17 protein-coding genes and 1 riboswitch are annotated in these 20357 nt (G+C 44.1%); of the genes, 7 read left to right on the top strand and 10 right to left on the bottom strand.

What is annotated here, in order from left to right; all coding sequences use genetic code 11:
* Positions 1-53: 53 nt before the first annotated feature.
* Entirely contained in the window at positions 54-1229 is a 1176-nt protein-coding gene (gene purT, locus SNR28_RS17230; protein WP_375753894.1) for a formate-dependent phosphoribosylglycinamide formyltransferase, read from the top strand.
* A 121-nt stretch (positions 1230-1350) separates the two neighbouring features.
* On the opposite strand, the gene SNR28_RS17225 is transcribed toward purT, so the two are convergent.
* Positions 1351-2001 (bottom strand): thiopurine S-methyltransferase, encoded by a 651-nt coding sequence (locus tag SNR28_RS17225; protein WP_375753893.1) that lies wholly within the window; start codon positions 1999-2001, stop codon positions 1351-1353.
* Between the two features lie 245 nt (positions 2002-2246).
* On the opposite strand from SNR28_RS17225, the gene SNR28_RS17220 reads away from it, so the two are divergent.
* The gene (locus SNR28_RS17220) at positions 2247-3023 is read left to right on the top strand and encodes a RelA/SpoT domain-containing protein (RefSeq protein ID WP_375753892.1); all 777 of its coding nucleotides are present in this window, start codon (positions 2247-2249) and stop codon (positions 3021-3023) included.
* 67 nt (positions 3024-3090) lie between these two features.
* Here the strand turns inward: SNR28_RS17220 and ihfA are convergent, their stop codons facing one another.
* Complete coding sequence (ihfA, locus tag SNR28_RS17215) at positions 3091-3384, bottom strand: integration host factor subunit alpha (RefSeq protein WP_277827243.1); 294 nt, start codon at positions 3382-3384, stop codon at positions 3091-3093.
* A 597-nt stretch (positions 3385-3981) separates the two neighbouring features.
* Here ihfA and glgC point away from each other — a divergent pair.
* Complete coding sequence (glgC, locus tag SNR28_RS17210; protein WP_375753891.1) at positions 3982-5238, top strand: glucose-1-phosphate adenylyltransferase; 1257 nt, start codon at positions 3982-3984, stop codon at positions 5236-5238.
* A 128-nt stretch (positions 5239-5366) separates the two neighbouring features.
* Positions 5367-5539: riboswitch (FMN riboswitch) on the top strand.
* A gap of 167 nt (positions 5540-5706) precedes the next feature.
* Positions 5707-6639, top strand: coding sequence for a DMT family transporter (locus SNR28_RS17205; RefSeq protein ID WP_375753890.1), 933 nt, complete (start codon positions 5707-5709; stop codon positions 6637-6639).
* Positions 6640-6733: 94 nt separating this feature from the next.
* Here the strand turns inward: SNR28_RS17205 and pheT are convergent, their stop codons facing one another.
* Positions 6734-9121: a phenylalanine--tRNA ligase subunit beta gene (gene pheT, locus SNR28_RS17200; protein WP_375753889.1), complete on the bottom strand. Its 2388-nt coding sequence runs from the start codon at positions 9119-9121 to the stop codon at positions 6734-6736.
* Between the two features lie 18 nt (positions 9122-9139).
* On the bottom strand, positions 9140-10123 hold the full coding sequence (gene pheS, locus SNR28_RS17195; protein WP_277827239.1) for a phenylalanine--tRNA ligase subunit alpha: 984 nt from the start codon (positions 10121-10123) through the stop codon (positions 9140-9142).
* Between the two features lie 300 nt (positions 10124-10423).
* On the opposite strand from pheS, the gene SNR28_RS17190 reads away from it, so the two are divergent.
* Positions 10424-10885: a GNAT family N-acetyltransferase gene (locus SNR28_RS17190; RefSeq protein ID WP_375753888.1), complete on the top strand. Its 462-nt coding sequence runs from the start codon at positions 10424-10426 to the stop codon at positions 10883-10885.
* A 42-nt stretch (positions 10886-10927) separates the two neighbouring features.
* Positions 10928-12004, top strand: a complete 1077-nt coding sequence (locus SNR28_RS17185) for a PQQ-dependent sugar dehydrogenase (RefSeq protein ID WP_375753887.1) — start codon at positions 10928-10930, stop codon at positions 12002-12004.
* Between the two features lie 218 nt (positions 12005-12222).
* Here SNR28_RS17185 and rplT read toward each other — a convergent pair whose 3' ends face one another.
* The 4 genes from rplT to thrS all read right to left on the bottom strand — a co-directional run bounded on the left by rplT (position 12223) and on the right by thrS (position 15405).
* Positions 12223-12576 (bottom strand): 50S ribosomal protein L20, encoded by a 354-nt coding sequence (gene rplT, locus SNR28_RS17180; protein ID WP_277827235.1) that lies wholly within the window; start codon positions 12574-12576, stop codon positions 12223-12225.
* Positions 12577-12618: 42 nt separating this feature from the next.
* Positions 12619-12813, bottom strand: a complete 195-nt coding sequence (gene rpmI / locus SNR28_RS17175) for a 50S ribosomal protein L35 (RefSeq protein WP_004401085.1) — start codon at positions 12811-12813, stop codon at positions 12619-12621.
* A gap of 105 nt (positions 12814-12918) precedes the next feature.
* Positions 12919-13473 (bottom strand): translation initiation factor IF-3, encoded by a 555-nt coding sequence (gene infC, locus SNR28_RS17170; RefSeq protein WP_277829226.1) that lies wholly within the window; start codon positions 13471-13473, stop codon positions 12919-12921.
* A 3-nt stretch (positions 13474-13476) separates the two neighbouring features.
* On the bottom strand, positions 13477-15405 hold the full coding sequence (gene thrS / locus SNR28_RS17165; protein WP_375753886.1) for a threonine--tRNA ligase: 1929 nt from the start codon (positions 15403-15405) through the stop codon (positions 13477-13479).
* A gap of 432 nt (positions 15406-15837) precedes the next feature.
* Here thrS and SNR28_RS17160 point away from each other — a divergent pair, with 432 nt between their 5' ends.
* Complete coding sequence (locus SNR28_RS17160; RefSeq protein WP_375753885.1) at positions 15838-16572, top strand: DUF3581 domain-containing protein; 735 nt, start codon at positions 15838-15840, stop codon at positions 16570-16572.
* Positions 16573-16652: 80 nt separating this feature from the next.
* Here SNR28_RS17160 and SNR28_RS17155 read toward each other — a convergent pair whose 3' ends face one another.
* Complete coding sequence (locus SNR28_RS17155; RefSeq protein ID WP_375753884.1) at positions 16653-17114, bottom strand: methyltransferase family protein; 462 nt, start codon at positions 17112-17114, stop codon at positions 16653-16655.
* 18 nt (positions 17115-17132) lie between these two features.
* On the bottom strand, positions 17133-20171 hold the full coding sequence (locus SNR28_RS17150) for an FAD-binding and (Fe-S)-binding domain-containing protein (RefSeq protein WP_375753883.1): 3039 nt from the start codon (positions 20169-20171) through the stop codon (positions 17133-17135).
* Between the last annotated feature and the right edge of the window lie 186 nt (positions 20172-20357).

Raw genomic sequence — 20357 nt, 5'->3', positions numbered from 1 at the left:
AATTTAATTTCAGTATGATCCGCTAAAAATCATTGCTGGATAAAGGAAACAAGATGTTTGGGACTGCTACCCGTGAAAACGCAACTCGAGTGTTACTGCTAGGTTCTGGTGAACTTGGTAAAGAAGTCGCTATTGAATGTCAGCGACTAGGTCTGGAAGTTATCGCATGTGACCGATACGCAGATGCTCCTGCGATGCAAGTCGCGCATAAAAGTTACGTGATTGATATGCTAGACGGAGAAGCACTGAAAAAAGTCGTTGCAGCAGAAAAACCTGACTATATTGTTCCCGAAATAGAGGCAATTGCCACTGATACACTGATCGAGCTTGAAGAGCAAGGCGTCAATGTTGTCCCTACTGCCAATGCGACCAAGTTGACCATGAACCGTGAAGGTATCCGTCGACTCGCAGCAGAAGATCTTTCAATAGAAACCTCACCTTACCGGTTCGCTGACACTTTTGAAGAGTTCAATAAAGCCGTTGAGACTGTCGGCATGCCATGCGTCGTTAAGCCAGTGATGAGTTCATCGGGTAAAGGACAAAGCATCATCAAGCAAGAATCTGATATTGAATCAGCATGGAGCTACGCACAAGAAGGCGGTCGTGCCGGTGCGGGACGCGTTATCGTTGAAGGCTTTGTCGATTTTGACTACGAAATAACTTTACTGACTGTACGCGCTGTTGATGGCGTGCATTTCTGCGCACCTATTGGTCATAGACAAGAAGATGGTGATTACCGCGAGTCCTGGCAGCCACAAGCAATGTCTGAAATCGCGCTTAAAGCAGCTCAGTACGTATCTGAGACCGTTGTTAATGCACTGGGTGGTTACGGATTGTTTGGTGTAGAGCTATTCGTAAAAGGCGATAAGGTCATATTTAGTGAAGTGTCCCCTCGCCCGCACGATACTGGTATGGTCACAATGATGTCACAGGAACTGTCTGAATTTGCGCTGCACGTTCGAGCATTCGTGGGGTTGCCAATTAATAAGATCGTCGAATATGGTCCGTCCGCATCTGCTGTCATTTTAGGAGAAGGAACATCGGACAATATTCGCTATGAAGGTTTAGAAGATGTGCTTTCAGCGTCAAAAACTCAGTTACGTCTTTTCGGTAAACCAGATATTGATGGCAGACGTCGCCTTGGTGTTGTCCTGACTCGAAGAAAGTCGACTGAAAAAGCGGTCGATGTTGCAGTTGAAGCTGCGGCTAAGATTAAGATCATCTACTAAGCGATATTTAATCAAAACGCAAATGTCCAAGTAGGTCCCCGCCTTCGCAATCACAAGGCTAGTGGGATGGCGGATTTTGTCAATGAACCTAGGGAAGCTCAGCTTCCCTATTTATGCAAAGCTAAAACCCTTCGATCAGCCACACTTCTTCAGCAAACCGGCTAAGTCCTTTCTTAGTAATTTTAGGATGCTCGGAATCGGCTTCATCTCTGAATACCCTCGTTATCGTACAATCGCTAAAAAGTGTTCGAACCTCTGCTTCAGAGACACTAAACGGAGGCCCTGCCATTTCACTCTGTATGTAATCAAGAGTAATAAGAAGGATTCGTCCTCCTTTTGTGAGAAATGATTTAACCCTCTCTACATACTCGTGCCTCATGTCTTCCGGTAGTGCAACCAATGCTGCTCGGTCGTAAACCACATCATAAGGTTCAACAGGTGCGGTAAAAAAATCCCCCGTATAAATGTTCAGCTCATCAAACTGATACAGCTCGTGACTACCCGGTAACTGAGTTACGAGCGGAGTGTAAAAGTGCTCCGAGAAAAATGCTCTTACAGCAATTTCACTTAGCTCTACGCCCTGCACATTATCATGCAGATTCGCCAGCCAGACTAAATCTTCGGTTTTACCGCATAAAGGTACAAACACTCTCGATTCTCTGTCTGCATTCACTTTCTCCCAGAACTTAATCAGCAGTGGATTAACATCTTCCAGGTGAAAACCGATTTTATTTGAGGCCCATTTACTATGCCAAAACTCTCTATCTCGCATACATCTACTTGTTCTTTGAAAACCAACGGGTAATTTGTATCAATTTTGTTAAACATTCAAGAGTTAATATATGTGATGGAAGTCTCATACAATGTAAATTAATGCAAAGATCCATTGGAAAAAGAAAAAATGCCCTAAGATATATTCCTGTAAGCGAAAGCAATCCGCTGACGACATCATCTATAAAATCTGGTTTCTTTTGAAAATACAGTTTTACCAGGGACATAGATAAGTCAGGAGTGTTGATGAGTCAACTTTTACGTACGCTTACCCTATCGCTGCTCATTTTGAGTAAAGCGCCCGCGTTTGCAGCTGTTCAGCAGGACGTTTCCAAGAAGCAGGAAAAACCCAAAGAAAGTGCAAATCAAATCAGCCCAAAACTGTTTAAACATAGCCTAAGCGGCTTGTATGGTATAGAACCTGTATCCTTCCACACAATTCAACCAATCAATGATTTTGACGCTTTATATGCACAAGCGGAATCTGCCCAAGCTGAGCTAGAGAACATCTGTAAAACAACAGCAATGCTAACAAACACTACCCCTGAGTTTGCAGGCGTAAAATCCAAAGAGAGAGCTAAAATTAAAGTCAACACTGAGCTGAATGGTCAGGCAAACCAAATCACTGATCTTGCACGGGCGACTCTCGTAGCTGACGACATCGAAGGTCTGGTATCGGCATACGAAACATTGGCACGAGAGACAAACATCGTAAAAGTAAAGAATCGCTTCAAAACCCCAGCACCGTCAGGATATCGGGATCTAAACGTATTGATTGAGCTACCAGAAAGTAAACATATTGCAGAAGTTCAACTGCATTTGAGATCAATAGCAGAAGTAAAAAGCGGTCCAGAACATGATCTGTATGAAGCAATACAAGGAATAGAAAGATTGGCAGTCAGCGAGAGCAGAATGCTAACGGAGTACGAGATACACCGTATAACATCTCTTCGACGTCAATCACTAGAACTTTACCAGGATGCTTGGCAGCCTTACATCACAACTGAAATAAGAGCTGCCTAGCGAGTCGAAAACCGACAACAAGCAAAAATGACTAAAAGACCACTAAATACAGTGGTCTTTTTTATCATTAATCAAGTTTGATATTCTCTACACGAGCTTTTAATTTTTGCCCGGGACGGAATGTTACAACGCGTCGTGCAGTAATTGGAATGTCTTCACCGGTTTTAGGGTTTCGACCTGGTCTTTCACTTTTGTCTCTAAGATCGAAATTACCAAACCCTGACAGTTTTACCTGCTCGCCACTTTCTAATGCCTTGCGAATCTCTTCGAAGAACACTTCAACCGTCTCCTTGGCATCCCGTTTACTGTATCCTAGTTTTTCAAACAGGTTCTCAGCCAGATCGGCCTTTGTGAGCGCCATAAAAACTTCCCTCAAAGCTTTGTTAAACATTGCTGCTATATAAGCAACACCACTATTTAGTTACCTTACCAATAACAAGTGTATTGGCACAGTCAACTGAAGTTTATGCCAACCTTATGATTTTCGCCAATTTTTTTCTTAGAATATTAGACCATTTGAGTAGAAGTAATCGATTTCAAATGCTACTAGGGTAGATAAGTATCCCAATATAATTATAGTTTTATCATTATATTGATGATATCTAACTGATTTTCCTGTGAAGGAAGAATAATTCACTAAATAATCAGGGATTGTAAGAGATAAGATTTATTTGCAGTTTTTATGATAAAACCCAAGATATTTCTTTAAGTTTTAACCTGTTAGGCGGGTAAAGTTTTACAATTGAAACATAATTGTTTCCTACACTCAATCACTGAATATCAACTACATGGCATAAAACAAATATATAACTAATTTAGTATGCATTTCCCCTGAACAGTGACGCACGCAACAAAGTTGTTGGAAAAAACATAGTACTGTAAATGGGTCAGTGCTAGCCCCCAAACTACAAGGGTGCTGACAGTTTTATTATTTTTTTATTTAAAAGGCTTTAAATATATGTCAAGTAACAATTATTCGCATGCTGATACCAATAGACTTGTTCGAGAAACAAGCGCACTTATTTTGGCAGGAGGCAAAGGAACACGATTAAAACAATTGACAAGTAATAACGCGAAGCCAGCTGTTTCATTTGGCGGTAAGTTTCGAATTATTGATTTTACTCTTTCTAACTGTATTAACTCAGGTATTCGTAAGGTAGGCGTCCTAACTCAATACATGGCGCAGGATTTGATTGATCATCTTCAAGACGGCTGGCAGGTTCTTTCTCCAGCAATGGGCGAAGGTGTTCGTATCGTTCCGGCACAGCAAAGAACAGGTGAAGATTGGTATCGTGGTACAGCGGATGCGGTATACCAAAACCTTGATCTGATTAAAAAGCAAAACTCTAAATACGTTCTTGTACTTGGTGGTGACCATATCTACAAAATGGACTACTCACGTATGCTTAACTTCCATGTGGAAACAAATGCAGCAGTTACTGTTGCTTGTATCCACAAACCAATTGAAGAAGCGTCTTCATTCGGTGTAATGGGTATCGATGGCGAAGGTGAAGTAAAAGCATTTGTAGAGAAGCCGGCTAATCCACCAGCAGACCCACATGACCCATCTAAAGCACTTGTTTCTATGGGTATCTACATCTTCAATGCAGACCTTCTTGAAGAAGAGCTGGTAAATGCACTTGAAGATCCTGACTATAACCACGACTTCGGTCATAACATCATCCCTGGCCTTCTTGGTCGTCATAAAGTTAGCGGTTATGTATTCGCTGACGGAGGCGGTCACCCTGGTAAAACGGCTTACTGGCGCGATGTTGGTAACCTGGATGAGTACTATGTTGCAACCATGGATCTGCTTTCCCCAGACCCAGAGCTGGATATGTACTCTCAGGAATGGCCTGTAATTACAAACCAGAGCCAGCGTCCTGGTGTGAAGTTTGTATTCAATGACGATGGCCGTCGCGGCTACGCAGTAGATTCAGTACTTACAGCAGGCGTAATTGTATCTGGTGCAGCGGTTGAACACTCTCTGGTTTCTTCCGATGTTCGCCTACACAGCTACTCAACCATTAAGGACTCAATCATTCTGCCAAATGCTGATGTAGGTCGTCACTGTCGACTAACTAAGGTTATCGTAGGTGAAGGTTGTCAGATTCCAGATGGCACAGTAATTGGTGAAGATCCAGCTGCAGACGCAGAGAAGTACACAGTGTCACCAAACGGTATTGTACTAGTTACTTCTGAGATGTTTAAGTAACCAACCACTTAAGCTGAATAGTTCAAGGGCTCACATCTGTGAGCCCTTTGTTTTTTTGTCGGTTTATTGATACAGACTATTGAATTTATTTTAGAAAATACATAAAGTTCTAACGATTCATAATTTAAATCGAACTTCAGGGCGGGGCGCAATTCCCCACCGGCGGTAATTTGCTTATTTATACTTAGATATTGATAGCAAAAAGCCCGCGAGCGCTTAGTGGATGTAATTTCTTCTAAGGTCAGCAGATTTGGTGAGACTCCAAAGCCGACGGTAATAGTCCGGATGAAAGAAGATCGACTAGAGAGCTTTACCGTCAGGTGAAAGTTCTGCTTTGGCAAGTTTAGATTCAGGTATCATGGCGCTCACACCGTTGAGTCACTGTGCCGCCTTTTCTGCATGCCAGAGTATTTGTCTATTGTTTTTCAATCATCGCCCCTGTTCATCTTTATTAAAAAGGAAATTAAGATGGCAGGTACATTCTTTATCATGATCGCGTGTCTGACCTGGGCGTTAGATACCTTGATACGTTACCCACTATTAAATGCAGGGTACTCTACCCTTCAAATCGTTTTACTTGAACACATCACACTGTTTTTAATTACGCTTCCGCTGCTTATCAAGCATAAAGCTGAGTTTAAACGTTTATCTCGTCTTGGTTTTGTTAGTTTATTCTTCATTGGCGGAATTGGCTCGGCTGTTGGTACACTTGCGTTTACTCAGGCGTTTCAATACCTGAATCCTACCGTTGTGATTCTGTTACAAAAACTGCAGCCTCTTGTCGCCATTCTCGCGGCCTCCTGGCTTCTTAAAGAGCAGATTCGTAAGCACTTTGCCTTTTGGGCTCTGGTTATTCTTGCAGGGAGCCTAACCATGATGTGGACTGATATTGCCAAGTTAAGTTCGGCAAACCTTCACTATAGCGATTTGAGCAACGATATTGTTATGGGGTACGGATACACACTACTTGCAGTGTTTGCATGGGGTATGGCCACCGTTTGCGGAAAGTATTTATCTCAAACAGGCATGTCGGCTAATGCCATCATGTCCGGGCGTTTTACCACTGGTTTACTTGTTCTCGCAACATTGGGGGTATTAAATCAGGAGCAGATTACCACTATCACCACCGGAGATTTGAGCTCATTGGTGCTTATGGCACTACTTAGTGGCTTAGTCGGTATGTGGTTCTATTACCAGGGATTAAAGCGAGTGCCCGCACAAGCTGCTACGCTCGCAGAGATGACCTTCCCCGTGTTTGCAGCACTGATAAACTGGTGGGCGTTAGATATTTCACTCAACGAGTATCAGATCATCGGCGCTTGTCTGTTACTTATTGGTAATGTGGAAATTCGTAGACATGAATTGTCACAGCCCGTGGATTCCGAGTTACAAAGCGCTTAAAGTATAGAAAGCTAGCCAACGAAGCTTATCTATATTAGAAGCCTTAAAAAAGGGCGCTTAAACAAGCGCCCTTCTTGATCGCAATGACTTTTAATTAGTCACGCAGTGTCGCACCGAACTGCTCAGAAACCGCAGCAACGATGGCATCTACAGAACCAGCAATGTCCGCATCTTCAAGCGTACGCTCAACAGACTGAAGGCTTAGTGCGATAGCAAGGCTCTTCTTACCTTCTTCTACACCTTTACCTACGTACACATCGAACAGCTTCGCATCTGTCAGGAACTCACCACCAGATTTCAGACAAGCTTCTACAACATCACCTGATGCTACAGACTCATCAACAACCAATGCGATGTCACGACGGTTTGATGGGAACTTAGACAGAGCAACCGCTTCAGGGATTACACGTTCGTTAATTGCAGCCCATTCAATTTCGAATACGATAGTACGGCCATTCAGGCCAAACTTACGCTCTAATTCTGGGTGAACAGTACCGATAACACCGACTTCTTTTCCATCAACAACAATTGCTGCTGACTGACCAGGGTGAAGTGCCGGGTGCTTAGCCGCTTTAAAGCTGTACGCTTTTTCGTTGCAAGTAAGCTCCAGAATCGCTTCCAGGTCGCCTTTCAGGTCAAAGAAATCAACGGTGTTTGACTCAATGTCCCAGTGCTCTTCACTACGAGTACCAGCAATAACACCAGCAAGCATTGTTTCCTGACGCATGCCATTCTCAGCTGCTTGATCAGGAATAAAGCGCAGACCTTGCTCGAATAGACGAACACGTGGCTGCTGACGCTTCTGGTTGTGAACAACTGTGTTCAACAAGCCCTGAATCAGACCAAGACGCATGGCAGACATATCCGCTGAGATCGGGAATGGAAGAATCAAAGGCTCAACATCAGGCACAATCAGTTTCTGCTGTTCTGGCTCTACGAAGCTGTATGTGATTGCTTCGTGGTAACCACGATCGACAAGCAGATCACGAACACGCTTAAGAGGCTGATCCGCTTCTTTATGCAGGTTCATTGCAAGAGCTGCTACTGGAGCCTGATTAGGGATGTTGTCGTAACCGTAGATACGGCCAACTTCTTCAACCAGATCCTGCTCGATAGCGATATCAAAACGCCATGTTGGAGCTTGTGCAGTCCAGCCTTCTTCTGTTGTTTCAACAGACATACCCAGACGCTCAAGAATTTCCGCCACATCTGCAGATGGGATGTGATGACCAAGCAGGTTATCCAGCTTAGTGCGACGTAGAGAAACCGTATTTGGCTTCGGAAGATCCGCTTCAGATTCGGCTGTGATTACAGGACCCGCTTCACCGCCACAGATTTCAATCAGCAACTGCGTTGCGCGTTCCATAGCACTTGGTTGTAGCGCGTAGTCAACACCGCGCTCGTAACGCATTGAAGCATCTGTGTGCAGACCATAGCTACGTGCACGGCCTTTAATTGCATCAGGAGCAAAGAATGCACACTCAAGTAGCACATCTTTAGTTTCAGTCGTTACACCGGAACCTTCACCACCGAATACACCACCAATAGCTAGTGGTTTGTTGTGGTCACAGATGATTAGTGTATCGCTGTTAAGCTCAGCTTCGTTGCCGTCAAGAAGAGTCAGCTTCTCGCCCTGCTCTGCCAGACGAACCACAATACCACCTTCAATCTGGTTTAGATCGAATGCGTGCATTGGCTGGCCCTGCTCAAGCAGAACATAGTTAGTGATATCAACCACTGGATCGATAGAGCGAATACCACAACGGCGTAGTTTTTCCTGCATCCAGATTGGTGTAGCCGCTGTTACATCTACATTCTTAACCACACGACCAAGGTAACGAGGACATGCATCAAAAGCTTTAACATCAATAGAGATTGTGTCATCGATTGATGGAGCAACCGCTTCAAAAACCGGCTCAGTTACGTCAGCGCGGTTTAGTACGCCCACTTCACGAGCAAGACCGCGAATGCTGAAACAGTCAGCACGGTTAGAAGTCAGGTCAACGTCTACCGTTACATCTTCCAGATCGAGGAACGCACGGAAGTCCATACCAATTTCTGCCGCTTCTGATAGCTCCATGATGCCATCAGACTCAACATCGATACCAAGCTCTGTGAAAGAACAAAGCATGCCGTGAGAAGGCTGACCACGTAGTTTTGCTTTCTTGATTTTGAAATCACCAGGAAGCACAGCACCAACCGTTGCAACTGCAACTTTAAGGCCTTCACGACAGTTTGGCGCGCCACATACGATATCTAGAAGCTCTTCAGCCCCAACATCTACTTTCGTTACGCGAAGTTTGTCTGCATCTGGGTGCTGACCACATTCAACAACTTTACCAACTTTTACGCCGGTGAACTCACCAGCGACAGGTAGTACGTCATCAACCTCAAGGCCAGCCATAGTGATTTGATGTGTAAGCTCGTCAGTAGTTACCGATGGGTTAACCCACTCACGTAGCCAGGATTCACTGAATTTCATAGTTCGACTGCCCCTGATTTACTTGAACTGTTTTAGGAAACGAAGGTCGTTCTCGAAGAACGCACGTAGGTCATTTACGCCGTAACGAAGCATCGTCAGACGTTCAACACCCATACCGAAAGCAAAGCCAGAGTATTTCTCAGGATCGATGCCTACGCTGCGAAGTACGTTAGGGTGAACCATGCCACAGCCAAGAACTTCAAGCCATTTGCCATTCTTACCTTTCACATCTACTTCTGCTGAAGGCTCAGTGAATGGGAAGTAAGAAGGACGGAAACGCACTTCCAGATCTTCTTCAAAGAAGTTGCATAGGAAGTCGTTAAGAATGCCTTTAAGCTGTGCGAAGTTTACGTTTTCGTCAACCAGCATACCTTCTACCTGATGGAACATTGGGGTATGAGTCTGATCGTAGTCGTTACGGTAAACACGACCAGGAGCAATAAAACGTAGTGGAGGCTGACGCTCTTCCATAGTACGAATCTGTACACCAGAAGTGTGGGTACGAAGCATCAGCTTTGGATTGAAGAAGAAAGTATCGTGGTCAGTACGAGCCGGATGATCTTCTGCAATGTTTAGCGCATCAAAGTTGTGGAAATCATCTTCAATTTCTGGACCTGACTCAACGGTAAAGCCTAGCTCACCAAAGAAGCTTTCGATACGCTCGATAGTACGAGTAACAGGGTGTAGGCCACCGTTTTCAATACGACGACCCGGCAGTGTTACATCGATAGTTTCTGCAGCGAGTTTTTTCTCTAGCTCTTCACGCTGTAGCGCATCTTTACGAGCCGCAATAGCCTGCTGAACCGCACCTTTTGCTTTGTTGATCTCTTGACCAGCACTGCGGCGCTCTTCTGGTGGTAGTTTACCCAGGCTCTGAAGCTGAGCAGTCAGCTCACCTTTTTTACCTAGAAACTGAACACGCACTTCATCAAGTGCAACTAACGAATCAGCGCTTTCAATGGCGGCTGTTGCGTTAGCAATGATCTCTTGTAGATGTTGCATCTTTTCCTCATCTACCTCTCGGTAGTGTCCATAATTTATGGGCGTTTTGGTCTTTTCATATTGCAAGCTTTAACTATTGCAATTTGGAAAGATCAACACGCCCACGGATGTATTCATGAATAGCTGTACATAGTAATAAAACCAAGCGTTAAAGCCAAATTGAATCTGCATCAAATACCAACTAATGCTCAATTAATCAACAACTAGACAGCAAGTATTCTCATTGCTCATCATGCAAATGCTAAATCGCGATTTGAACTTGTAATTTTCATAGGAAATAGCCATATACAGAGGGTAAGAATGGTCCAGAAAATTCGAAAAGAGACAGACACAATGGATGATCATAAAGTAATTAGTACCAGCTTCGACAGTTCTCATAAACTAGCCATCAAAACCATCAGAAACACAGTATTTACTAAGGAACAGAATGTTGATCCTGACATTGATTTCGACGGACAAGACCTCCATTCTATTCATGCCGTTGTATTTGTTGGCAAAGAAGCCGTCGCAACCGGAAGAATACTCAGCGACGGGCATATCGGGCGAGTCGCAGTATTGAAAGAACACAGAGGCAAACAATACGGGACGCTAATCTTATCCGAGTTGGAAAGAGTCGCTGTAACCAATAACTACAAACGTATTTATTTGGGTTCACAGCTACATGCCGTTAACTTCTACTCTAAACTAGGGTATACAATTTACGGTGAACAATATGAGGAAGCGGGTATTCAGCACCGCTTAATGGAAAAACACCTCGCTTAGACTAAGATCTATCTTATTCATCAGCGAACAACGTAGAGATTTATGAAGTCGCTTTACAACTTACTTTTATTGTCATTTTTCCTGGTACCACATTTTGCTGCGGCTTCCCAATACAGTTACCAACTGGTAGGTAAAGGGTTTGCTGTTCCTTGGGGGCTTGCTTTTCCTGACAAAGATACAGTACTGGTCACCGAGCGAAATGGCGGTATTAAAAAGCTAACGATCAGTAACGGAAGCATAAAAACGCAACCAACTGTAGATAAAATCTACACACGTGGTCAGGGAGGCTTGCTGGATATAGCGGTAATAAGTGATAAAGCTTTTCTCACCTATAGCAAGTCAACGCCACAAGGGGCAGCAACTGCCCTCGCCTACTCTACTTTAAAGCAAAGTTCCCTCACTGAATGGACTGATATTTTTGTCTCAAAATCCACAAGTAATACGGCAAGGCACTTTGGAAGCCGCATAGCTTTTGACGGAAAAGGGCATGTGTTTATTTCCATTGGTGATCGCGGTGACAGACCGAATGGCCAGGATACTGCTAATCACGCAGGTTCGATATTGCGCCTGAATCTAGACGGTTCTACTCCCAGTGGTAACCCATATGTTGATGATGCGAGTGTTCTCGATGAGATATGGAGCTTTGGTCATCGAAACCCACAGGGGCTTTTTTATGATTCAAAAACTGGTGATTTATGGTCAATTGAGCATGGTCCCCGTGGTGGTGACGAAGTAAATCTTATATTAGAAGGAGCCAATTACGGATGGCCCATTACATCGCATGGTAAAGAATATTGGGGACCGTTAGATGCCGCTGATCACCAAGAAAAAGAAGGCATAGAATCCCCTCGTAAAGTTTACATTCCGTCCATCGCCCCTAGTAATATTTTGCTATACCGAGGTGAGCGTTATCCTTCTTTAAACGGAAAACTGGTAGCAGGAGCTCTTAAGCTGACTCACTTGAATATTCTGACTCTGGATAATAAAAAGAATATTGTTGATGAACAGAGAATCGCAGAGGAGTTAGGTGAAAGGATTCGCGATGTAGAGTTAAGCCCTGATGGGTTTATTTATTTTAGTACTGATCGTGGGAATATTTATCGGTTAGTAGAAAACTAAAATTGTGCGTTCAGGCTATGTGCTTACTCTATGTGCTTACTGGGAGCACTAGCTTCCGCTAAGCCGCTCTCTACCAAGCAATTAGGTCCTATTTAGCCAGTGCGCAGCATGTTTACTACAGCAAGTGCACCCAGCAATCACTATACATGCAGTTAAAACAGAAAAGAAAAAAGGAGACCCGAGGGTCTCCTTTTCAAAGTCTGTAAACTAACTCTTAATTAAAGAGCAGCTTTCGCTTTTTCAACTAGTACTGCGAATGCAGCTTTGTCGAATACAGCGATATCAGCAAGGATCTTACGATCGATCTCGATAGAAGCTTTCTTAAGACCGTTGATGAAACGGCTGTAAGATAGACCATTCTGACGAGAAGCAGCGTTGATACGAGCGATCCATAGCTGACGGAACTGACGCTTCTTAGCGCGACGGTCACGGTATGCGTATTGACCAGCTTTTGTAACTGCCTGGAAAGCTACACGATAAACACGAGAACGTGCACCGTAGTAACCTTTAGCTTGCTTTAGAACTTTTTTGTGTGCAGCGCGAGCCTGAACACCACGTTTTACGCGAGGCATAATTGTCTCCTAAACTAAACTTGTTGAAATAACTAAAAAGAATTAAGCGTATGGCATCATACGAACAACTGCAGCCACTTCACACTTAGGAAGGATTGCATTTGGACGAAGCTGACGCTTGTTCTTAGTAGTACGCTTAGTCAGGATGTGACGTTTTGTCGCGTGCTTGTATTTAATACCACCAGCAGTTTTCTTGAAACGCTTAGCAGCACCTTTGTTGGTTTTCATCTTAGGCATGATGAATAACTCCGCATTGTAGTTTGTTAATAAACACAGTAATTAGGGCGAATAAAACCCAGCCGCCTTACAGCAGCTGGGCTGTATTACTTGCAAAGCCGTTAATTACTTCTTCTTAGGGGCTAGCACCATAATCATCTGACGACCTTCGATACGCGTCGGGAAAGATTCTACAACAGCAAATTCTACTGTATCTTCTTTCAGACGGTTTAGAACGTCGACACCGATGTCCTGGTGTGCCATTTCTCGGCCACGGAAGCGAATTGTTACCTTCACTTTGTTGCCTTCTTCAAGGAAACGCGTCAGGTTGCGTAGTTTTACCTGATAGTCTCCAATATCAGTTCCAGGACGGAATTTTACTTCCTTAATCTGGATCTGCTTTTGCTTCTTCTTCTGCTCTTTAGCAGCTTTGCTCTTCTCGAAGAGGAACTTGCCATAGTCCATCACACGACAAACTGGTGGCTCGGCGTTAGGGCTGATCTCTACAAGATCCATACCAGCTTCTTCTGCTGCAGCTAGTGCTTCACCAAGTTTTACTACACCTACTGATTCACCATCTGCGCCAGTCAAACGTACTTCACGAACGCCACGAATTTCACCGTTTAAACGGTGCTGGTTTTGTTTGGCCGGTTGTTGTTGGCCACGTCTTCCGCCTTTAATAGTTTATTCCTCCAGATTAAGCTTACGGCTAGAAACCTCTTCTTGAAGATGTGAAATGAAATCTTCAATCTTGAATTTACCGAGGTCCTTACCCTTACGAGTACGTACTGCGATTTCGCCGGCTTCCATTTCCTGGTCACCACAAACGAGCATATACGGTACACGCTTCAAAGTATGTTCGCGGATTTTAAAGCCAATCTTCTCATTTCTCAAGTCCGCTTTGACTCTAAATCCGTATTTTTGCAATTTATTTGTAACTTCCTTGACGTATTCGGACTGTTTGTCAGTGATATTAATCACTACAGCCTGTTCTGGCGCAAGCCATGTCGGGAAGAAACCTGCGTATTCTTCAATAAGAATACCGATGAAACGTTCAAGTGAACCAAGAATTGCACGGTGAATCATAACTGGTACTAATCTTTCGTTGTTTTCACCAACGTAAGTTGCACCTAAACGATTCGGCAGGTTGAAGTCCAGCTGAACGGTACCACACTGCCATGCACGATCTAAACAGTCGTACAGAGTGAATTCAATCTTAGGTCCGTAGAATGCACCCTCGCCTTCTTGAATCTCAAAGTCGATGTCCAGGTTCTTAAGTGCTTCCTGAAGTGCTTCTTCAGAACGGTCCCAAATTTCGTCACTACCCACACGCATTTCAGGACGTGTAGAAAGCTTAACAACAATGTCATTAAAGCCGAATGTCTGGTATGTATCGTATACCATCTTGATACAGCCCGTTACTTCTTCCTGAATCTGCTCTTCTGTACAGAAGATATGTGCATCATCCTGAGTAAAGCCACGAACACGCATCAGACCGTGCAGCGCACCTGAAGGCTCGTTACGGTGACACGAACCAAACTCTGCCATACGCAGTGGAAGGTCACGGTACGATTTTAGACCCTGGTTGAAAATCTGAACATGGCCCGGACAGTTCATTGGTTTAATCGCGTATTCACGGTTCTCAGAACTTGTTGTGAACATTGCGTCTGCGTACTTGTCCCAGTGACCAGAGCGTTCCCAAAGAACGCGGTCCATCATTAGAGGACCTTTTACTTCCTGATAATCGTATTCAGTCAGTTTTTCACGAACAAATACTTCCAGATCACGGAATACAGACCAACCGTTATGGTGCCAGAACACCATACCCGGCGCTTCTTGCTGCATGTGGAACAGGTCTAGCTGCTTACCCAGTTTACGGTGGTCGCGCTTCGCGGCTTCTTCAAGGCGAGTCAGGTGCGCTTTCAGTGCTTTCTTATCGTGGAAAGCAGTACCGTAGATACGCTGAAGCATCTTGTTGTCGCTGTTACCACGCCAGTATGCACCAGCAACGTTCAGCAGAGTGAAGTGCTGACAGAAACCCATGTGCGGCACGTGTGGGCCGCGACACATGTCAACGTATTCTTCGTGATGGTAAAGACCCGGACGATCATCTTTAGATACGTTTTCGTCCAGAATCTCCATTTTGTATGTTTCACCACGCGCTTCAAAAGTATCGCGTGCTTCCTGCCAGCTAACGTTTTTCTTGATAACCTGATACTTGGTTTTCGCTAACTCTTTCATACGCTTTTCAAGCGCATCAAGATCTTCTTGAGTCAGAGAGTGTTCAAGATCGATATCATAGTAGAAACCGTTGTCGATGGTTGGACCAATCGCCATTTTAGTTTCAGGGAATAGCTGCTTAATAGCGTGACCAAGAAGGTGTGCACAAGAGTGACGTACAATCTCAAGGCCGTCATCATTATCTTTATTAGTAATGATTTCCAGAGCAGCATCATTTTCGATCAAATCACAAGCATCACGACGCTCACCATCTACACGACCAGCAATGGTTGCTTTCGCAAGACCAGGGCCAATAGATTCAGCGACTTGTAATACAGAAACAGGGTTATCGAATTGACGTTGACTACCGTCAGGAAGAGTAATTACAGGCATGTTATGTCCTTTACAGTGGTGTTGCACACTAAGCAACACATGTTCATCTAAAATAATTGAAAATAAATCTTTTTGATCGCCACTCGGTAATACGTATACCGGACAATCTCCAAGAGGAGCGATTCTACCTATCTAATCCGCTGAATGCAAAGAAGGATTTATTACAATACCGCGCTAAAGCGCTGGAACAAGGGTAGCATCTCCGCTATTAGTGCTGATGGGATATCGAGTGTGCCCGGTGGAACTAACATGCGAGTAGTACAGGAGTTAACTTCAGCCCAAAGACTTTGTTAAGCGGTTAGTGTAAGCGGGCATTCTCGATAGCTCATCATTATTATTTAACAAAAAAATGACCGCATTCTCACTGGATAGACCATTTACACAATGGAAGTCAGTTATAATCCGCCCGTTTTTGGCAACCCTAAGATAATTATGTTTTTAAAACCTTACTTTTCAGCGATCAGCGAGCAATTTCAGTTCACTAAACAGCAAGCAAGCCACTTTGCAAAAAAAGTAGCTGGCGACTTCAACCCAATCCACGATGAAGATAACAAGCGCTTCTGTGTACCAGGCGATCTGTTATTTGCTGTACTGCTTAAAAAAGAGGGTATAAGCCAGAAAATGCGCTTCGACTTCTCCGGAATGGTGAATGAAGGTATTAACCTGAGCGTTGAAAACAAGGGCGAGCACGAAAGTGCGGTTGTTGATGCCAATGGTAAAGAGTACCTGCATATGACTCACGAGGGTGAATGCAATACCAACCCTGAGTTTATTGAACACGTGGTAAAGAGCTACGTTAAGTTCTCTGGGATGAACTTCCCTCACATCATGGTTCCTCTAATGGAAGAAAAGCAGATGATGATCAACTGTCAACGTCCGCTTGTTATCTATGAGAGCATGGAAGTGGAATTTGACCGACTAGACCTTGAGCACCCAGAAGTAGAGTTCGCTGGTGCAACTTTCGATATCGAAGGTAAGCGCGGTGTCGTAACACTAAACTTCGATTTTAAGGAAGATGGTGAAATTGTAGGTAAAGGTGTTAAGCGTATGGTTGCGAGTGGCCTAAAACCTTACAATCAAGATTCCATCGATGATCTGGTTTCCCGCTTTAACGAGCGCAAAGAACAGTTTCTTTCTAAGTTCTCAGCAGAACCAGTAATGGCATAAAGCCTACTATCTAGTTGATTTCAAAAGGCCTGCAGTTTTGCAGGCCTTCTTTATTTCTGTAACTAACATCCTTTAAGCGCTTATATCCATCTTCGAACTTGCTCTTTGTAGTGATTGTAATTTTCACCAAACTTCGTTGCCAGATGCTGCTCTTCTGGAATGATTTGAAAATGATTCATGTATAGCACAAACAACGGACACACCATCAAGCTTAAGATGTTCTGCAAAATGTAGGCAAAGCCAAGTAAAAGCAGAAGCAATCCAAAGTACATTGGATTACGGGACAGTTTATATATTCCGCTATCGACAACGGTTGTCGCTTTATCAATATCGACTGGGTGTACGGATGTCTTAGCTTTCTTAAACTCATATATACCAGCTAATCCAAACACTCCTGCTGTAATAAAGCAGAAAGCAAACACCAGATAGCGCCCTGGCAGTTCAATCGAAAACGGAATCAGCGCTTTATCAAGAAAGTAGATAAGCGCGATACAGACCAGAAACACAAACACTGGCGGTATTTTCAGTTTAAGTGCATCCATCTGTATCTCCTTCTTACGCTAGCCAACCAACTGCAACAGGGCTTGAAGCGGGTGTTTCGAATAGGTCTCTTCCGTTCTCTTAACCTGACTTCGACATGAATAACCTGTTACCAGACACTGCTCTTTCGGAAGCTTCTCAAAGTTCTGCTTCCAACTTAAATCGTAAATATCTGTAGACATTTGCAGCTTATCGGCTTCATGACCAAAAGTACCAGCCATCCCACAACAACCAACAGATACGGGCTCAAGCACACCACCAAAGAACTTAAAGATGGTTGCCCACTCTTTTTCTGAGTTAGGCATGCGAGTTTTTTCAGTACAGTGCGCAAACAGATACCATGGCGGTAGGTTAGAAGGTTGCCCCGGATTAAATGAATCCAGGTTGTTCATCATCCACTCGTGTACGTTCAGGACCTCAAAATCTCCACGCTGCTCACCCAGAATATCTGCATACTCATCTCGATAGCAAAGCACCAACGCAGGATCGACACCAACCATTGGAATATTAAGTTCTGCCACCTGAGATAAAAACTCAGATGTTGTTACCGCAGTAGAAGTAAATTGTTTCAGGAAGCCTTTAATATGCTGCGCCTTACCATTTGGCTTAAACGGTAAAACCACAGGCTTCTTGCCCAACTTTACGACCAGTTTGACGAAATCTTCCACAACCTGAGCATCGTAATAAGAGGTGAAAGGATCCTGTACAATCAAAACATGCTTTTGCTTTTCTTCATCTGAAAGAAGATGAAGAGTCTGATGGTCGAACTCTTCTACCGACAAACCACTCAAACGTTTTTTCAAGGTCGGAACAGTTAACAAAGGCGCATCAATATAGCCGACAGAAGCAGCTGTCAGGTTTTGCACCCACTTTTGTGACAACGTCGCATTTACCACCTTTGGTATGCGAGCCATCAATGGAAGCATTGTCTCAATATTTGCGACTAGATAATCTTTTGCTGGTCTTTGGTAACGAGAGTAGTAAATGTTCAGGAAGCGCGAACGGAAGCTTGGCACATCCACTTTGATCGGACACTGAGTACCACACGCCTTACACGCCAGACAGCCATTCATCGCTTCATAAACTTCATGAGAGAAGTCGTACTCGTGACGTTTGTTCACACTATTACGGACGCGGTCAATCAGAACTTTAACCGTCGGGGTTTTCTCCAGCGTCTGCTTTTCCAGATCCAGAACATCAATACCCTGCTCTGTTAACTGACGTAGCCATTCACGGACCAATCCCGCTCTTCCCTTTGGAGAGTGGCGACGATCTGCAGTCACCTTCATGGAAGGACACATTGGTGAACTGGTGTCATAGTTAAAACAAAGACCGTTACCATTACACTCCATCGCCAGTTTAAAACTGTCGCGCACTTCAACATCAATTTGTCTGTCAAAGAACGCGCGTTTTATACCATTGACTTTCACCAGCTCTTCGGTGCTTTCCAAGGGTGTACAGATCTTGCCTGGGTTCATCTTGTTACGAGGGTCAAAGGCTGCTTTCACGCGTCTTAGCTCAGTGAACAGCTCTTCTCCAAAAAACTCGGGACCATATTCAGATCGATACCCTTTTCCGTGCTCTCCCCACATCAAGCCACCATACTTGGCAACCAAAGCAACGACTCTGTCTGATATCTCCTGCATCAGTTCTTCCTGATGCGGGTCGCAAAGATCCAGTGCCGGGCGAACATGTAATACCCCCGTATCAACATGACCGAACATCCCGTATTGCAGCTCTTTACTATCAAGCAACTCCCGGAACTCAACAATAAAATCAGCGAGATTTTCAGGTGGTACACAGGTATCTTCCGCAAACGCTACTGGCTTGGCTCTACCTTTCGCGGCCCCTAGAAGACCAACTGCCTTTTTACGCATGCCGTAAATTCGGCCAATACTCGCCAGATCGTCACATATCTGATAACCGATAATACCTGCTTCGTTGGTAGCAACCATCTTGTCTAGTTGGTCTGCCAAAGCCTGAACGTTCTGGGCGACTTCTGATTCATCCTGTCCAGCGAACTCAACAATGTTAATGCCCAACATCTCTTTATCCGGCACATCAGTCAGCAACTCTTTCACCGAATGCCAGACGATATCCTGTTTTGCCAGGTTCAAAACCTTTGAATCAATGGTTTCAACAGAAAGCGCATTCGCTTTAACAAGAAAAGGAGCCGTTCTCAGCGCAGAATCGAAGCTGTCATACTTTACATTTACCAGAGTACGAACTCTTGGAATTGGTGTAAGATTCAGCTTAGCTTCAGTTATAAAGGCAAGAGAGCCCTCAGAGCCACACAGAACTCGAGTCAGATCAAACTCACCTTTATCAGATAGCGCATTTTTTAGGTCATAACCCGTTAAGAAACGATTTAAAGGTGGAAACTTATCTACAATCTGAGTTCGCTTGTCTGTACAGACACCTTTCGTCACCTGATACGCTTCGTGGGCAAACTCACCTTCGGTAGGCAACCCATAGCTGTCGTCTGTTTCATACAAAGAACCATCGACAAAAACGGCTTGCAAAGAAAGGATATGATCGGATGTTTTACCGTAAACCAGAGAGCCCTGACCCGAAGCATCCGTATTGATCATGCCACCAAGTGTTGCTCGGTTACTGGTTGAAAGCTCAGGTGAGAAGAAAAAGCCATGAGGACGAATCGCATCATTGAGCTGATCTTTAACAATGCCAGTCTGAACACGAACCCAGCCTTCTTTGGTATTGATCTCCAGCACCTTGTTCATATGGCGAGACAGATCAACGATAATCCCTTTGGTCAGAGACTGACCATTAGTACCAGTACCACCACCTCGGGGAGAGAAAGTAACTCGGTCGTAATCAGGCTTGTTGCCCGTTTTACCAATCAGGACCACATCTTCCGTCGTTCTTGGGTGAACAACCGCTTGAGGCAACTGTTGGTATACACTGTTGTCGGTCGCAACCGCTAATCGACTTGAGTATTGTGTTTCGATATCGCCAGTAAAACCAGCTTGTTGAAGTTCTTCAAGGTATTTTAATACGACGGGATCGACGTCCGTCTGACTTGCTAATCTTGGTAACATCTCGCTTCCTGCCCCGATATATATAATTCCACTCTATTCGGGTCTTAGTGTTTGAATCTTAGTTCTTAATTGAACTGTCTGATTTTTTGTAATTTTTGATTCACGTCACTTTACAACATTTGAATTGCGAACAAAACAGAAAAGCCGAATGAAATCACATGACGTACTAGTCTTTTTTATCCATAC

The organism is Vibrio iocasae (assembly GCF_042245395.1).
GTDB lineage: Bacteria > Pseudomonadota > Gammaproteobacteria > Enterobacterales > Vibrionaceae > Vibrio > Vibrio iocasae.
The sequence above is the reverse complement of the archived record's forward strand: the minus strand, read 5'-3'. Positions and strand labels throughout refer to the sequence as shown.

What these genes read in the sequence shown, in the direction of transcription:
- purT (WP_375753894.1), top strand. Translation starts at nt 54, where the DNA reads ATGTTTGGGACTGCTACCCGTGAAAACGCAACTCGAGTGTTACTGCTA.
- SNR28_RS17225 (WP_375753893.1), bottom strand. Translation starts at nt 2,001, where the DNA reads ATGCGAGATAGAGAGTTTTGGCATAGTAAATGGGCCTCAAATAAAATC.
- SNR28_RS17220 (WP_375753892.1), top strand. Translation starts at nt 2,247, where the DNA reads ATGAGTCAACTTTTACGTACGCTTACCCTATCGCTGCTCATTTTGAGT.
- ihfA (WP_277827243.1), bottom strand. Translation starts at nt 3,384, where the DNA reads ATGGCGCTCACAAAGGCCGATCTGGCTGAGAACCTGTTTGAAAAACTA.
- glgC (WP_375753891.1), top strand. Translation starts at nt 3,982, where the DNA reads ATGTCAAGTAACAATTATTCGCATGCTGATACCAATAGACTTGTTCGA.
- SNR28_RS17205 (WP_375753890.1), top strand. Translation starts at nt 5,707, where the DNA reads ATGGCAGGTACATTCTTTATCATGATCGCGTGTCTGACCTGGGCGTTA.
- pheT (WP_375753889.1), bottom strand. Translation starts at nt 9,121, where the DNA reads ATGAAATTCAGTGAATCCTGGCTACGTGAGTGGGTTAACCCATCGGTA.
- pheS (WP_277827239.1), bottom strand. Translation starts at nt 10,123, where the DNA reads ATGCAACATCTACAAGAGATCATTGCTAACGCAACAGCCGCCATTGAA.
- SNR28_RS17190 (WP_375753888.1), top strand. Translation starts at nt 10,424, where the DNA reads ATGGTCCAGAAAATTCGAAAAGAGACAGACACAATGGATGATCATAAA.
- SNR28_RS17185 (WP_375753887.1), top strand. Translation starts at nt 10,928, where the DNA reads ATGAAGTCGCTTTACAACTTACTTTTATTGTCATTTTTCCTGGTACCA.
- rplT (WP_277827235.1), bottom strand. Translation starts at nt 12,576, where the DNA reads ATGCCTCGCGTAAAACGTGGTGTTCAGGCTCGCGCTGCACACAAAAAA.
- rpmI (WP_004401085.1), bottom strand. Translation starts at nt 12,813, where the DNA reads ATGCCTAAGATGAAAACCAACAAAGGTGCTGCTAAGCGTTTCAAGAAA.
- thrS (WP_375753886.1), bottom strand. Translation starts at nt 15,405, where the DNA reads ATGCCTGTAATTACTCTTCCTGACGGTAGTCAACGTCAATTCGATAAC.
- SNR28_RS17160 (WP_375753885.1), top strand. Translation starts at nt 15,838, where the DNA reads ATGTTTTTAAAACCTTACTTTTCAGCGATCAGCGAGCAATTTCAGTTC.
- SNR28_RS17155 (WP_375753884.1), bottom strand. Translation starts at nt 17,114, where the DNA reads ATGGATGCACTTAAACTGAAAATACCGCCAGTGTTTGTGTTTCTGGTC.
- SNR28_RS17150 (WP_375753883.1), bottom strand. Translation starts at nt 20,171, where the DNA reads ATGTTACCAAGATTAGCAAGTCAGACGGACGTCGATCCCGTCGTATTA.